Origin of the sequence: Methylocystis sp. H62, from assembly GCF_015709515.1 — a bacterium.
GTDB lineage: Bacteria > Pseudomonadota > Alphaproteobacteria > Rhizobiales > Beijerinckiaceae > Methylocystis.
The window spans coordinates 82788-97488 of sequence record NZ_JADNQZ010000045.1; the positions used below are offsets into that span (position 1 = coordinate 82788).

14 protein-coding genes and 4 pseudogenes are annotated in these 14701 nt (G+C 58.5%); 8 read left to right on the forward strand and 10 right to left on the reverse strand.

From position 1 onward, the window contains the following. Positions 1-2: 2 nt before the first annotated feature. The 4 genes from cas7e to cas3 all read right to left on the reverse strand — a co-directional run bounded on the left by cas7e (position 3) and on the right by cas3 (position 6024). Positions 3-1202 carry a type I-E CRISPR-associated protein Cas7/Cse4/CasC gene (gene cas7e, locus IYY11_RS05375; protein WP_196402973.1) on the reverse strand — a complete coding sequence of 400 codons (1200 nt, stop codon included), beginning with the start codon at positions 1200-1202 and terminating at the stop codon, positions 3-5. A gap of 21 nt (positions 1203-1223) precedes the next feature. After that, positions 1224-1751, reverse strand: a complete 528-nt coding sequence (gene casB / locus IYY11_RS05380) for a type I-E CRISPR-associated protein Cse2/CasB (protein ID WP_196402974.1) — start codon at positions 1749-1751, stop codon at positions 1224-1226. Beyond that, the gene (locus IYY11_RS05385) at positions 1748-2662 is read right to left on the reverse strand and encodes a hypothetical protein (RefSeq protein ID WP_196402975.1); all 915 of its coding nucleotides are present in this window, start codon (positions 2660-2662) and stop codon (positions 1748-1750) included. The genes casB and IYY11_RS05385 overlap by 4 nt, the downstream gene beginning before the upstream one ends. A gap of 725 nt (positions 2663-3387) precedes the next feature. Beyond that, the gene (cas3, locus tag IYY11_RS05390; protein WP_196402976.1) at positions 3388-6024 is read right to left on the reverse strand and encodes a CRISPR-associated helicase Cas3'; all 2637 of its coding nucleotides are present in this window, start codon (positions 6022-6024) and stop codon (positions 3388-3390) included. A 220-nt stretch (positions 6025-6244) separates the two neighbouring features. Between cas3 and tnpB the strand changes: the two are divergent. The 3 genes and pseudogenes from tnpB to IYY11_RS05405 form a co-directional block, all read left to right on the forward strand. Beyond that, positions 6245-6514, forward strand: a pseudogene (gene tnpB / locus IYY11_RS05395) (IS66 family insertion sequence element accessory protein TnpB); the annotation flags it as partial. Between the two features lie 307 nt (positions 6515-6821). Next, the gene (locus tag IYY11_RS05400; protein ID WP_196402977.1) at positions 6822-7409 is read left to right on the forward strand and encodes a recombinase family protein; all 588 of its coding nucleotides are present in this window, start codon (positions 6822-6824) and stop codon (positions 7407-7409) included. A gap of 336 nt (positions 7410-7745) precedes the next feature. Continuing rightward, entirely contained in the window at positions 7746-8285 is a 540-nt protein-coding gene (locus IYY11_RS05405; protein WP_196402978.1) for a hypothetical protein, read from the forward strand. A gap of 462 nt (positions 8286-8747) precedes the next feature. On the opposite strand, the pseudogene IYY11_RS22860 reads toward IYY11_RS05405, so the two are convergent. After that, a pseudogene (locus IYY11_RS22860) lies at positions 8748-8926 on the reverse strand (IS256 family transposase); the annotation flags it as partial. Positions 8927-9189: 263 nt separating this feature from the next. Here IYY11_RS22860 and IYY11_RS05415 point away from each other — a divergent pair. From IYY11_RS05415 to IYY11_RS05425, 3 genes are all read left to right on the forward strand, one after another. After that, positions 9190-9471, forward strand: a complete 282-nt coding sequence (locus IYY11_RS05415; RefSeq protein ID WP_196402980.1) for a hypothetical protein — start codon at positions 9190-9192, stop codon at positions 9469-9471. Positions 9472-9663: 192 nt separating this feature from the next. Then, positions 9664-10038, forward strand: coding sequence for a phasin family protein (locus IYY11_RS05420; RefSeq protein ID WP_246719648.1), 375 nt, complete (start codon positions 9664-9666; stop codon positions 10036-10038). Positions 10039-10415: 377 nt separating this feature from the next. Continuing rightward, positions 10416-10649 (forward strand): transposase domain-containing protein, encoded by a 234-nt coding sequence (locus IYY11_RS05425; RefSeq protein WP_196402981.1) that lies wholly within the window; start codon positions 10416-10418, stop codon positions 10647-10649. Between the two features lie 236 nt (positions 10650-10885). Here the strand turns inward: IYY11_RS05425 and IYY11_RS22385 are convergent, their stop codons facing one another. The 5 genes from IYY11_RS22385 to IYY11_RS05445 all read right to left on the reverse strand — a co-directional run bounded on the left by IYY11_RS22385 (position 10886) and on the right by IYY11_RS05445 (position 13577). After that, positions 10886-11050, reverse strand: coding sequence for a hypothetical protein (locus tag IYY11_RS22385; protein WP_210331245.1), 165 nt, complete (start codon positions 11048-11050; stop codon positions 10886-10888). After that, positions 11050-11655 (reverse strand): transposase, encoded by a 606-nt coding sequence (locus IYY11_RS05430; RefSeq protein WP_210331246.1) that lies wholly within the window; start codon positions 11653-11655, stop codon positions 11050-11052. The genes IYY11_RS22385 and IYY11_RS05430 overlap by 1 nt, the downstream gene beginning before the upstream one ends. A gap of 250 nt (positions 11656-11905) precedes the next feature. Next, complete coding sequence (locus IYY11_RS05435; RefSeq protein ID WP_196402982.1) at positions 11906-12382, reverse strand: surface-adhesin E family protein; 477 nt, start codon at positions 12380-12382, stop codon at positions 11906-11908. A 459-nt stretch (positions 12383-12841) separates the two neighbouring features. After that, positions 12842-13309, reverse strand: a complete 468-nt coding sequence (locus IYY11_RS05440; RefSeq protein ID WP_196402983.1) for a MucR family transcriptional regulator — start codon at positions 13307-13309, stop codon at positions 12842-12844. A gap of 82 nt (positions 13310-13391) precedes the next feature. Beyond that, positions 13392-13577 carry a hypothetical protein gene (locus tag IYY11_RS05445; protein WP_196402984.1) on the reverse strand — a complete coding sequence of 62 codons (186 nt, stop codon included), beginning with the start codon at positions 13575-13577 and terminating at the stop codon, positions 13392-13394. A gap of 246 nt (positions 13578-13823) precedes the next feature. Here IYY11_RS05445 and IYY11_RS22865 point away from each other — a divergent pair. Together IYY11_RS22865 and IYY11_RS22870 are read left to right on the forward strand one after the other, a co-directional pair. Further along, positions 13824-14396: pseudogene (locus IYY11_RS22865) on the forward strand (IS21 family transposase); the annotation flags it as partial. Then, positions 14370-14636: pseudogene (locus tag IYY11_RS22870) on the forward strand (integrase core domain-containing protein); the annotation flags it as partial. The pseudogenes IYY11_RS22865 and IYY11_RS22870, both read left to right, overlap by 27 nt. Positions 14637-14701 lie beyond the last annotated feature (65 nt).

Consider the following 14701-nt stretch of genomic DNA (forward strand, 5'->3'; position numbering starts at 1 on the left):
GCTTATGCCTCGGCACGTTCGACGACTTCCCTCGCCCAGACGCCGAGTGCGTCGAGGCTTTCGGGCCCCGTCACGCCGTCGCGAGCGTGACCGCCCACCGAGAGATAACGTCGCGCCTCTTGCGCGCCGTAAGAGTTGTCGAAAGCAGCGAACTGGTCGAAGAGCGCATTTTCGGCTTTGGCGGTGAGGCTTCCATCTCTGTCAGCCCGAACCGGCGCCTCAAACGCCGAGGCGAGTGAACGGGGTTGGCGTGAGCCCGCTTCTATCAGGAGCGTGCGCGCGTAGGCATATGGCGCGGTAGAGCCTTTCTTCGCGCCCGGCGAAACAGTTGCGATGAGGTGGATGAGATGCTCCACCACTTTGGCCGGCATGGCGCGCTCGGTGTTCTCCGCGTTCCAGGCTGTGGCTTCCACGCCCGTGATGTTGGAGATGAGCAGCGGCACGTCGACTACGACGTACTCGTAAAATAGACCCGAGGTCAGCTCCGTATCGAAAATGCCGGCGGAGCCGGAGTCCTCCGTTTCTTCGCGCTGTTTTAGGTCATCGACGACCGTGAAATAGTCAGTTTCAGATTCTTGCGCGTTCACCGTGAACGCGTGAGCGACATGAATAGCAGCGTCGGTGTTGGCGGACGGGTCGGACGTGATCATCCTGCCGAAGAGCGCTGCTTCAAGGCCGGCGGCGAGCGACCCAGCAGTCGCTTTCATAGCTGCGAAATTCGCCTTGGCGTCCTTGCCCTTGAAGCGCTTTTCTGCCGCCTTTGCGACTGCTTCGGCGCTCCCATGGGCGCGCACGAGTTCGACGACTTCGCGGGTCAGGAAGTTAAGTTCGGGCCAGCCAAGCAGGAGTGCCTGCCGATTGCGAACCTCGTCCGCCTTTTCGCCATAGATTGCTCGCGAGAGCGCCTTCCCTGCCATATCCACGGCGGCCTCGTCCGCCTCAGGCAGAGCCTTGAGGACCTTGGGCCGGATTTCGTATTCAAAAATCTCGCGGGAACGGACGGAGAGTTCGAGCCCGGTATGGGCGAGGCTCCATTCGTCCTCTGTCGTGCGCCAATGTCGTTTTAGGCATTGAGACGAGACGCGGGTGCGCACGGCGCCACCATAGGATATCCGCTTTGCGAGCCCGGCGTCATCACGATTGAGAAGAACGGCGGGATACGAAACGAGTGAATGAATTTGCAGGAAACGCGGCGTCGTCATGGACTTCTCTCTGAAAACGTATCAAGCGGATTTCTGTTGTCGGTCGCCTTTGGCGAGTTCTCGGTAGTAGTCCTGCGCTATTCGAAACCGAAGCCGTTCCGCCCATTTTTCGTTTCGCCCTTCCGCGAAAAGAAGTTCGCCGAAATCGGCCCAATCGATGGGCGTTTGCTTGGCGGCGACATAGCGAGCCACGATGGCGAGCTGGTCGAGGAACGCCTCGCTCCTGGCCGCCATCAACTTAGCGAAACGGACTTCGGATAAATTGGCGGCCGCGAGCGCCTTGCCGGCGGGTAGGCTGCGAGCATTTCGTGCTGTAATGGCGATGACATGAACCAAGGTGGCCCAGCGTGGGGCCTCCTCTTCGCTCGCCCACTGGTCAATATCGGCCAAGAGCCGATGAAACGCCGGTTGCCCCGCCACCTGAAATCGGTCGTTGCGCCGGAGGCTAGCGAGATTACCGGGGCCGAAGTGCTCGCTAGAGACAATGGCGCCTATTTTCGCTATGCGCGCCCTTAATGTGATCTGCTGGCGTTCGGGATTGTGGTTCATGTACTCTCGTCCTCCAACGCGTTGTTCGGCTCCTTCCCCAGGGCGGCTTCTACTTGGTCATTGAACGCCCTACGAAAGCAGGCGTTGAGCACTTCTTGGGCGCGCACCCTCACGCGCCAGTGGCGAGCGGCGGCGTCTGGGGCGGCGGCAATTGTGTCGTCCAAGACATCCTTCCCGAGAGGTTTGAGCACGTCCCTAATCCAATAGGCGCGCACACGGACGGCTTCGCCCTCTTCATCGAGAACGGCGAGTTCCTTGTCGAGGTCTTCGAAGAAACGCAGGTCCAGCCAAGCGTCGTAGCGCTTTAGAGCCGCATTAGCGCGGTCCTTAGCCGACTGGTCGTCGCGCGCCCGCTCGCCGGCGTCTGTGCGCGGAGCGCCCGTGAAGACGGTCATGATGGCGGGATAGAGAACCTTGCGAGCGAACTTACCGGCGTCCCCAACGCGGTCATGAGCGACCTTAGCCGCCTCCTCCATCGCCTTGGCGGTCCCGAGAAAACCGCGCAGTTCCTTTGAGACCGGGATTCGGCGTTCATGGAAGCCCTCCGTCTTTCCCTGTCCGCGCACGAGGACGCGAGCGATAAATGAGAGCCCCTTCTCGGGGTCAGTCGGAGCGATGGATTGGAGTGGAGAGCTCTCTACCCCCGCACCTTTCTCGTCTAGGTGAGGGAAAAGGAGCCGGACGAGTTGCTGGTAGGTCCAGCCGCGAGCATCGAGCGTGAGGGCCTTGGCGTCATTTTTTTCGATGACCAACGGCGTCCAGGCGTCGCCCGTGACGCCCTTCATCGCCTTCGCCTCGATGCGAGCGACTTTTGAGCCGGCGGCCCGCGCCAGCAATTGCCCGTTTTGCCGATCCAGCCGCACCCGCCGGCAGACCTCGATGTAGAACACGTCGAGGTCCTTTGGCGACATCGACGTTGTCCCGTCCCAGGGATTTAGCCAAAGCAGGCCAAGCCCGCCCTTGGAAGGGTACCCATATCGAGCGCTCAATTCGGCCCTCAGGCTCAACAATCGTTTGGCGTCGCGTTGAAATCGTTCGGAAGCCCCGCCATCTGGGCCCACCCCCAGAGCTGGCCGGCTGGCGAACCCACCATTCATTCGGCTGATTCCGTAATTTCCCTGCCCGAGAAACCCCTCTTGAGTTTGCAGACTCACCAACGCGTAGACCCAGAGCTCCGGGTCATCGGAGGGCAACGCTCCCGCCTTGAGGTCGTGATTTTTGGCCATGACAAGCATGTCCAGCTCGTCAGGTGTTTCGAAAACCCGTTTGTAGCCGGATAGGTCGACGCCAAGGATGGGTGGTTGGAAGAACGCGGGCCGGTTAGGTGGGGAGACCAGTGACCAAGCCACGCCGTGCGGATCATCAGGGCTCATGCCCGTGAGGAGGTTACGCCATGTCTCTTCATCATCGGGTAAGGCGCTCCGCGAGCTTCCAGAGAGAGCGAGCGTCGCCGCCTGGACGAGAAAAGCGTGCCAGACATGGCGCTGGTGAGGTCTGACGCGGGGAAAGTCATCGATTTCACCGCGCGTCAGGGCGGCAAAAACCCCAGGCAGGGTCCGCCGGATTTTGCCCGCGCCGCCCGCAGAAGTCGTGAGAAAAGCCTCAGTCAGGAGATTAAGTTCCAGCACCTATATCCTCACGCCCTGTCTAGCCCTCTGCGACCATAACACAGCCTCAGGGATCCGAACTCAAACCGGAGCGAACCGTTTTCCACCACCAAATTTTCCGGGGTCGCGCCGGTTGCCGGGCGCCACCATGCCGGTATGTTCAGTCTCTGAATTTTCTCTCCGAAGGGCCCGATGACGCCCTCAGTCATGTTGACAATCATGCTCTGGTCGCCCAGGCGCGTGGCGATATGCTCGTCATCCAAGAAGAGGTTCTTCTCGTCCGTGAACGACAACTCGCGGTTCAGGACGCCGAGGTTGGCGAACACGTTGTCGGCGTGCTTCGCTCCGGCGATTTCATTGAAGTGCTTTTTCCACTCTGCCCTTTCGCCCGCCGGCAAAGTCTCGATGAGCGCTATGAGCGCATCCTGGTGAACCGCCATTTCGACCAACTCTCGGTTCATCACGGGAATTTGCCAGACAGGTCTTTGCAGGCAGAGGCGGCGGGTCGCTTCGAGCGTGAGAAGGTCGGGGTAAACGCCGCGCGGAACACCGTCGGTTCGATTCGGTCCGAGGCCATGTCGCCGTCGTCCCTTCGTCAGCTTACTGAGAAAGCTGAACAGACCGTCGACGGGCGTCAGGATGATGGCTCTTGGCTCTTTGAACTCCTGCGTGCGACGGCGAGGCGCACCGTCTTTCTCGGCGATGTGACGGTGCAAGCGGCCCATGCGCTGCAAGAGCACATCCATGGGCGCGAGGTCGGTGATTAGAAAATCCGCATCGATATCGAGGCTCTGTTCGAGAGTTTGCGTTCCGACGAGAACGAGACCTCCGGGTGGTCGATTCTTGCCAACCACTATCTCCACCTCTCGGTCGAGCAGCCGCCGGTCCTCCCGAGCGAAGCGGCCGTGATGCAATGTCGCAACGCCGTTGACGCGAAACAATTCCGGTGCGTCCAAGCCCGCGAGGGTCTCCAGAGCCTCCGCCACGGCGATTGCGCCGATCACCGTGTTGCGGACGACGAGCGTCTTCGCGCCTGCTCTTGCTGCTTCGAGCGCTGTGGCGGCGATGGCGCCAACGTCATCAATTTGTGGGGCGACCGCAATGGAAATCGTCTTGGTGCGCTCTCCCGCCTTCACCCCCGCGAGTCTTGCGGGAACGCTAATGGCTGGATAAGGCGCGTCTATCGCCTCGGTCAGACTTGGAGGGCGGAAGTCAGCGAGGTTTGTCTGTTCGCCAACCGCGAGGTAGCGCATGCGGGCCTCGGCGCCGAGCGTGGCCGAGAGGAGCGCCACCTCGCCGCCGGCCGCGCGATGGGCTCGGAGTAATTGCCCTAAGACACCCGACATGTAGGCGTCCGAGGCGTGAACCTCGTCGACCACTAGCATGTGCCGCATTAGCGCGGCTCCGCGCATATGCGCATGTTTGACCCTGAGCGTCGCTAGCAGGGCTTGGTCGATGGTCCCAACCGATATGAGCGCGGAGAAGTATCGCTTTGGATGCTCCGTCGCCCAAACGGGAGCGCCGCGCGCATCGCCCTCAACTTGGTCCAACCCATCGGCGGCGTTCGGCAATACGCCCTCGCCACCCTCATCGAGATAGCCGGGAACGGCCAGAACGCAGGAAGGCGGGCATGTCGGCCAGAGAGCGCGGGATAGTTTATCCACGCGCGAAAAGAGTTGGACCGCCGCGGTTCGCGTCGGAAGCGCAAAGTAAAGCCCATCCACCCGGCCGGCTCGAAAACGTTCGACGAACCGCCAGAGAGCCGCCTCGGTCTTTCCCGAACCGGTTTCGGATTCGAGGATTGCGAACGGGCCTTCCACATTAAAAAATGCGGCTTGCGCCGGCCGGGGAGCGAAGCCGAACGCCCGCTCGAAATCAACTGGCTCATCGGAGAGCGCCTTTCGCCAATGAGCGGGGTCGAGACCGATGCGTGAGAGCCATCCCTTGGCCCATGATTCAACGACGTGCCCCGAGGGACTGTTCGGCCAATCGGAAGAGGCAATCCAGTCGGCGAGCATTGTGAGCCCGGCGAGCGCATGGATGAGAGGATTGGTGAGCGGCAGAGGTGGGCCGCCATCTGTCAAAGCGCCTGAGAACATCGCATCCGCAACGAGGCGCAAGGCTTCCACTTCCTTCAGCGGGTCGTAATCGGCCTTGCGCTCCCAGTACTTCCAAAATTTCGCGACCTCATTCTTGTCCTGGGTGGGCACCCAAGGTTTGCCGTGGTGAGAAAGAACTGCGATGAAGAACTCACTCAACAGCGTCTGTTCACCCCATTTCATGAGCCTTTCAGGCGACAGTCGCGCGAAAATTTCTTCGCTCGCGCCGGCGATTGGGGCTATGTGCCCGACGCGAGGCGCGTTGGGGTCGCGGCGCGCCTGGAAGCCTGTGTTTACCTTGCCCAGGTCATGCAGGAAGACGAACCAGCCGAGCCGCTCTATCCAGACGTCATGAAATATGTCCACCTTCGCAAGGCGGGCGAGCCGCTTCCTGATTCCTTCGAGCCGAAGTAGTCCGACGAAGATGGCGGCGACGTCCCGGCAATGGCCCGCAAGCGACTGCTCGCGTCCGAGCAGCGAGCTTTGGCCGAGCTTCCCCCACGGCGGCGAGCACAAGGCAAGTTCGTCGCTTTGCTGTGTGGCGCCGCTGTGCTCAAGGCTCGGCATGGAAACCGGTCATGTTAGGGTAATCCTGGACGTTTCTTCTCTATCCAGTCATACACTGCCCGCACATCAAGACGAGGACAGGCGTTCCTCACCAAACCTGCTCGCCGCAGCAGCGCTGTCGCGGGTCGTGAAGGCGCTGCGGCGATGATCCCGCTGCCAGCGGGCTGCCGGGTCTGGATCGCGACCGGCCACACCGACATGCGACGCGGGTCTTGCCCTTCAGGTGCAAGAGCAGTTGAAGCGCGACCCGCATGCGGGCGATCTCTACATCTTCCGCGGGCGCCGCGGCGATCTCGCCAAAATCCTCTGGCATGACGGGATCGGCCTGTCGCTCTACGCCAAGCGACTCGACCGCGGAAAGTTCATCTGGCCTGGTTTCTCCGCCGTTGACATGAGCCGGCATGCCAGGCTGCTTTACTGCGGCGGTCGCAAATCCTGGATGAGATTCGATCTCTACCTCAGTGCCCTCATGCCCTCCCGGCGACTCTAAGGTGTCCAGGAACATTCCCAGTGACACCGCCACGTCGCTAGACATATTGGGACCAGGCGTAAGAAACTCTTCACGAGTCATCTGCCAGATAATCATCTCTTCCCTCGGCTATCCGTCCTCCATGCTGTAATTTCGTCGTCAGGCGGCGAAAAGTCTATTAAGAGCTCGGGCCCCAAAGTTGGCGAGCAACCTCAAGGTATACCCTGATACGACGTAACCCGGGGCGAACACCGTTATGTAACATCCGGGTTGACGGCGACTATTTGTGACACTGTAGGGTCGGGCCTAAACCTTGAGGTGACACGCCATGGCCCGAGTTGGTTACGCCCGCGTCAGCACGATTGACCAAGACCTCGACACGCAACTTGTCAGGCTCAAGGCCGAGGGTTGCGGCGTTATCCGCTCTGAGAAAGTATCAGGCGGCAGCCGCGAAGGCCGCGCCGAGCTGATGACGATCATCGAATTCCTGCGGCCAGGCGACGAACTTGTCGTTACCCGACTCGACCGGCTGGGGCGCGATACCCGAGACGTGCTCAACATTGTGCATGAGTGCGATCAGCGGCAGGCGTTCGTCACTGTGCTCGATCCACACGTGACGACGCGAGGCGAAACCGGCAGGATCGTCATGACCGTTCTCGGCATGGTGGCTCAATTGGAACGGCGGTTCATCAAAGAGCGTCAGCGCGAAGGTATTGAAAAGGCGAAAGCTGACGGCGTTTACCGAGGAGGCAAACGTCGACTCGACCGTAAGCAGCTTGTCGGCATGGCCAACGCCGGGCACGGGGCCGCTGCGATTGCGAAGGCGTTAGGTTGTTCTCGGATGCACGTCTATCGCGTTCTTGCCAGCGAACGCGAGGAGCAAGCCGTCGGCTCGAGATTCGGATTAGCTCCTTGAGCGACCTCGCACCTCTTTAGTGGAGAGCTAATAGACGATCATTCAAGATTGCTCATGATTCCTTAGCTTCAACTGTCGAAAAGTCGGATTTTCATCGGTGATCATCACTGCCGCGCCGGCGCCATGCCGCACGCCGTCCCGCAAATCGGGAGGTCATCCACGGAGTGGCTTACGAAAAACTACAGGCGGCTTGGATCGCGGCTGCCTGCGCCAACGAGCATTTCTCTGCGACAAACAGGCTCCTTGCGAACGAACGTGACGATAGCGATATCCTTTTTCGACATCCACGTGTCGTCGACGCTCGGAAATGGGTGTCTGAGACGATGAGAGTGCAACATGAAAACCATCTTCATGGCAGTCGCCGCCATGCTTTTTGCGTCCAGCGCTTGGGCGCATGACGGGGTCGCTTTGGAAAAGGACTTCTGCACGGTTCAGGCAGGTCCCTACGCGGTCCATTTCAGCGCATATCAGCGCTACGGTGAGGAACAGGAAGCCTGTGACGACATCTTCAAAACTGGTGCGACAGTCTTTGGGTTAACGCCTGTAGACTCCAACGCGCGCGATCTGCCGCTTGGACTGAAACTGGTCGATGAGAAGAGAGGTATTGTCTTCGCCGTCGAGCCAAAGCCGAATACTAACGGCATCCTAACCGTCGAGCGCGACGTCCCTGCCGCTGGTAGATATAAGGTCGTCGTGACAGTTCTAGACAAGACGGGGCTTGCGTTCACGGGCGAGAAGGCGGTGACAATTGGGCTGGCGACGTTCTGGAATCAGATCGACTACATCCTCTACGCCATCGGGTTCGTGGGCCTTATGGCCGCCCTGCGCTGGGCCTTAACTCATAACCGCGAACCCGGGCTTCGCCCCGCTGAATGACTGGATTGATCTGCGAGGCGCTGACCTCACCGAGTCTGTCGAAGGAGAGGCGCCTCGCACGCGCTATATGACTTGACCCGCGAGCAGCGCGCCGAATCACCATCTATGACAGCATGCTCGATTACTTTGATGGCGAGGACCAGCCCTGATGGGCAACGCCAACATTTTCGGTTTGCGTCCTCATTGGATTAAATCAAGAATTATGCACAAAATGTTTGCCGTTGAAATTTAAGGGCTTTTCCGGTGCATAATTCTGGTGCCACTGAAATAAAAAATTTAAGATGGCGTTGTAACGCGGTCGATTTCCGAATGCAGCTCCTCTGGTGAGAAGATGCTTCTCACCTCAGCCACAAAGCGGGGTAATTCCTGGGCGAAGGTAGGATGCTGCGTCGCCGCTTCACCGAAATTCAATAGCTTCTCTGCAGTTTGAACAAGGTGCGCCGCTGACGCGGCCTTTGCGTTTCACTGCACGAGAGCGGCGCGGAGAGTTTCCAGATGCTTGTGCGCCTTCAATCGCCGGAAGCCTTTCCTTGCTTCCTGCATGGTGGCGGCGGCCAGCGCATGGCCATCGATGGCGAGCGCCAGTATTTGACGTTTCGGCAGACGCGCCGCACCGTGCTCATGACGTTCTCGACGATGCTTTCGACGCAGCGTTCTCATTCCCACTTGGGCAAATCAGCCGCACGATTGCAGTTGCGCTGGCCAGGAGCAGACTGTCCGGTACCCGCAGCAACCATGCATCGTGGTCGCTAGGCAGAGGCCCGTTTCTCTTTGGTTGCTTGGCTGGAGCCTTCGGCATCTCTCGTCGCCAGATGGGCTCAATCCGCTACACCGGAGGGCAGAAACAGCACGCGTTAGACTGATTCGAGACCCCCAAAATCGCTCACAAAAAATCAGGGACGACATGAAGAGACAATTCAAAATTAGGGTCTCTAGAATTGAGACAATTCCCGCCACAGATGGGGATTTTGCTCAGGTGACATTCCGCATTCACAACGGATCCGGCAGCTTTGGTTTCCCGGTTCTGGTAAAGAAGAACGAATATGATGAAGCAGACATAACCAAGGTAGCGCGAAGCATTTTGCACGAGAACCTTGCCGAGTTGACCAGCCAAACCGAAAAATGGAAATTGACGGAGGATGAACTGGCGCAGCTTTCGAGTTGGAAATTCTACCAGGGCGCATGAATTAGCCTGGGCGCATGCTCGTTCCAATCTCTGCCGGCTTTGGAAGGCCGCCTGGGCGCGAGCCTTTTTTCTCATTTTGCCTAGAATTGACTTTTTGCATCGCAGCACGTTTCTTGAATTTTTTGTGCAACGCACCTAAATACGGGGTTCCTAATGCCTCCTGGGTGCCGTGCCCTAGAAAAAGGATGTCGTATGTTTAATAACTTCAAAGATATGCAGTCACTCTTTTCTGACCCCTTCGCGAGCCCCTTTGAGGCGTTCACGAAACCAACAAGAGAAGCAGCTACGAAGTTTGGGGCTATCAGTGCCGAAACGACGGATTATACAAAGAAGTCATTCGAAAGGGGCCGCGATCACTTCGAAAGGTTGGCCGGGGTAGCGACCGTCGAGGACGCGGTTCAGCTTCAGTCTGATTTCGCTAAGTCTGCATATGAAGACTACGTTGCTCAGAGCACAAAGATCGCAGAAATGTATTCCGACTTAGTGAGGGCCGCTTTTCCGCAAACCGACAACAAGTCAGCAAAGAGGGCGCCGACGAAGGGCCGTGGCCGCTCCTTTCAGAACTGAAATCCTTAAAGATCAGCCCACAGCCGGTCGAACCGAGTTGTAAGCCAGTTTGAGCATGGTGCTTCGTAAGCGCTTAGCCGATCCCCTTCTGCCGAAAATTTTCTGATCATGCGAAGAAGCCTCTGCTTTCGAGGGTGGCTATATGACCAGAGACGTCAAATTGGACGCCCAATTGGGCGTCTCGAAGGAAGGCTACGCGGGACAGATTGAGGTGCTTGCCGGCCCGACGGGCCGTCGGCGACGCTCTGAGGCGGAGAAGGCTCGGATCGCCGCCGAGAGTCTGACGCCGAACGCCATCGTGGCCGAGTTCGCTCGCCGATACGGACCGACGCGCTGGCAGATCCTACGATTGGCGCCGGCGCTTTCGGCGTGGTCTTTTGGCCGCGCCGAAGGAAGATGTCGCGTCGCCTGCGTTCGTTCCGCTGAGCCTCGACGATGATCCCCAACGAACGCCGCACGCCGATATCGTCGCGACGTGCAAACTGAACAACGTTGATCCCGTCGCCTACATCGCCAAAACGCTGCAAGCCATTCTCGACGGACATCCTCAAAGCCGCATCGACGAACTGACGCCGTGGAGCTTCGTCGCCGCGTCAACCCTCGCCGCATAGGTGATGGGAAAGGCGCTTACGGCACATGATCGTCGAGGCAAAAATCATAGAAAAACCGAGCGGCTGCTGACTGAGTCCCCATCATCGCCGCTTCTCCTGCAAATCAGCAGAGAAAGTAAATCACGACCCACGGCTCCCGGCAACAATCGAGTTTTTCAACACAATCCGCCATTTCCAGCCCTTCGTTCGGGTTCCATAATGGGCCTTATCAGCCCGTTGAAAATGTCGGGATTTGATCAGTCGGCTTCGCATGTTACGGCGACGATCAGCGCCGCCGTCTCCGCGTCGGACGCGGCGAGGATCACGAATGCGATCATGTCGGCGGCTGGAATGATGACCAGGAACGCAAATCTGGCGTTTGCGGCCTCCCTCGGCGTGCCGGCGCCGAACAGCGCGCGCATCAAAACGCCGAGATTGTAGCCGGCGACATGAACGAGGTAGCGCTTGTGGACATTTTCGCGACTGCGCAACCATGTTCGGCGCATGCCGCCGCGCTCCAGAACATGGGCGAAACTGCGTTCGACGATCTCGCCGCGTTGGCTTCCATCGTCGACCCGTCGACGCCGAGCCGCTCGCCCTTCACCAGACCATGCTCGGCGACGAGCTTCAGGACGAAGGCGTACACCTTCTTGTGCACTTCGTGCGGCAGACGGCTGCGCGTCTTCGACAACCAGGAATGATCGGGAACGTTGTCGCGCTTGCCGAGCCGAATGAAATCTCCCAGCGATCTCGAATCCGAGCAGCGCCAGACAATGCCGCGCTCGCTGTCGAGCCCTTCGAAATAACCTATCATATGCATGCGGAAATAACGACCAGGCGGCAACGACGGAGCGCCCATCTTCGGCGCGTAATATGGCGTGCAGGTCTCTTCGACGAAAGCGTCGAAGCCGGCGTCGGCCAACAGCTGCTGGAGACGGTCGTAAAACACATGGCCGGGCGAGCGAGGCATCTCTTTCCATGTCACCATGAGGTCGCCCTGGACCTCGCTCTCACGACCCATCGCCATCGTCGCTGTCCGTCAATCGCCAATCTGTAATGCTCGGACAGAATCAGCCGAAAGCGCGCACAATGATCTTGCCCGCCGGCCGCCCGCGCAAATCGGGGATTCACAAAGCCGTTCTGAATTGTTCGGGTAGAGCTGCTTCAGCTTTTCTTGCCGCTTTTCCTTTCGCGTTTTCATGAAGCGCTTTGCGTCGCCTTTGCCTGCCTCGCGGCAGCGTCTTGGCGGGGTCGGCGGGGCAGGAGCGTAGGCCAACTTATTTTGAACAAAACTTGTATTGGAAGTAGGAGTATTCCGAGCCCGCTGCAACAGGTATCTCAGTATTGCGAGGCATGCTCAAAAAACGCTCGCCTTCGCCCTTATGCCCTGTAAATAGAGCTACATGCTTGGTAGCGACCGTGTTTTTCGCGCAGTCAAATTCTAAATAGAAGACACCAGACTTTTGCTTATCTTTTGAATTTGTAAAATCTACAAGCAGTAATCCAAAAGATTTGTTTCCATTTTTCTGTATGTTTTTAGTATCTACATAATATGCGTTTGGAGATACGGCGTCCATTCCAGGAACTTTCTCCCATTCCATTTCATTTGCCATGACAGTTTTTGTTTGTAAAATAAGTGGAGCAATAAAAATCAGCGAGAGCAACCTTGACGCTTTCTTAATTAGTGAGACGACCGAAATTGTGAGCCTCGCGTCAGCTTGCTCAGCAACCCAAGCCTTGTTTTGTTTGACCATTAAAGTGTTCCCGCGATGTGCCATCATGGGGCCGGCGAAGATAGAGTATCTCGGCACTGTGCGAATGCAGCAAGAGGGCTACGAAAATGGATTGGGGATGGCTGAAACATGTTCATTCGTTCGGCTTGTCGACAACAACAAACTGGCTGATGAGACGCCGTCTAAGGAGGGCGCTGGAATCTTACCCGCAAGGCCGAACCATAGAAGCACTAAGGCGCGAGGCTGGGGAGGCTGATACTGAAGATGGTCGTGAGCGGACGAGAGTCCTGCTTCGCATGATCCGGCACGGAGAGAAGCAGGCTCGGATACTAAAGCGGACTGACCCGAACGCAGCAGAAATGTGGGGACTTCGATAGGGGCCTATTCCTAGTCTGCCTCGTGCGAAAATCAAAGCTTTTGCATAAGCGCGGAGTCGCCGAGAAAATAAGGCGAAACCACGCTTTTTGTCCCTCTCATGCGCTACTCGGCGGCCTTCTTCGCTGCGGCTCGAGTTGACTTTTTTGCGCCTGCGCCGCGCCTTTGTCCGGCGACACGTCCGAGGCCGAGGGACTTTGCCAGTTGAGAGCGCTGTGCGGCATAGTTCGGCGCGACAATCGGATAATCCGCCTTAAGGCCGAAAGCCGCCCGATATTCGTCCGGCGTGAGTTTGTGTTCAGCGTTCAGATGGCGCTTGAGAGATTTGAACCTCTGGCCACAGCACAGGCAGGTAATGGCGTCGGGCGCGACTGACTTTTTGACCGGAACTGCAGGTTGCCAGCTCTTTGTCTCTTCAGACGTCGGTGCAACTGTCGGGGTTTCAGCGCCGCCGCCGAAAGCCCTTTTCACCGTTTCGATGACCGAAGGAAGGTCGGCGGGACTGACGCTGTTATTCGAGAGGTAAGACGACAATATTTGAGCGACGAGCGCTTGGTTGTCGGCGTCGGACATTATTTTCTCCTGCGCATCCGAATCGCCAGCATGATGATTCTTTATTTCCAAAAAAGTCAAAGCGGCGCGCTGGAATTTCGAATTAAATTCTTGCAACAGGAAAATGTATTCTGGAATAGCGGATTTTAGTCGAGATAGCGGTTGAGCGTGCCTTTGAGACCCCGAAGCGGGCGGCCACTTCTTTGGACGTGAGGCAGCCGTCAGCGAGCAACGCTTTTGCCGCCGTCACGTCCCTTTCGGTGAGCCGCCTCCCCGGCAGGATCGTCATGACCGTTCTCGGCATGGTAGCTCAATTGTGCTGATTCCGCTTGATGGCGCCCCCTAAAACGAGATGAAGGCGCCCACCCGTTACGGAATGACGGCGCCCCCGATTCGGAGATGATCCCGCCCCCCTGCAACGGAATGATCCCGCCCGGGTGATTTCGTGCAGTGGCTCACCGCCGCCGTTGGCCTGATCAAGTCGCTCCTTTGTCAATCCAAGGGGGAGCGATTCATGCCAGCGGAGCGGATTACGATGCGCCAGGCGCGCGAGATTATTCGGCTGAAGACCGCGTCGGTTTCAGCGCACGAGATTTCCCGGCGTCTCGGCATGCCGCGTTCGACGGTTCGGGAAGCGCTCAAACGCGCGGAGGGCGCCGGGCTCTCCTGGCCGCTGCCGGAGGGAATGAACGACGACGCGCTGGAGGCGGCGCTTTACGGCAACCGGCGCAGCAAGCGTGGTCACCGGCGCGTCGAAGAGCCGGACTGGGCAAACGTGCATCGCGAGCTGAAGCGCAAGCATGTCACCCTGACGATCCTGTGGGACGAATACATCGCCGAGAACCCCGGCGGCTATCGCTATTCGCGCTCTTGCGAGCTGTATCGCGCCTTCGCGAGGACGTTGTCCGTCACCATGCGGCAGACCCACGCCGCCGGCGAGCGCCTGTTCGTCGATTACGCCGGCGACGGCGTTCCCGTCGTCGTCGACAGGCTCACCGGCGAAGTGCGCATGGGGCAGATATTCGTCGCGGTGCTGGGCGCGTCGAGCCTCACATTCGCGAGAGCGAGCTGGACGCAGACGCTTCCTGACTGGATCGACGCTCATGTCGGCGCGCCGTTGCATCCACAGACCCAAAACAAGATCGAGCGCTGGCATCAAGCTCGAGAACCGCATCCTGCTCGAAAACTATTATCTGCCGGGCGACCTGAATGCGAAGATCAGCGCCTTCGTCGATCACTACAATCGTCGTCGCTATCACGAGAGCTCGAACAATCTCGCGCTCGAAAGAGAAGGATCAAACGCATCACAATCGAGAATCGATGGTTGCAACATCAAATGACCGCCGCTGAAACTCAATCGTCAGGTGAGCCGCATCCTCCACTAAATTGCAGCCCAGCCTGTCTCAAATCATT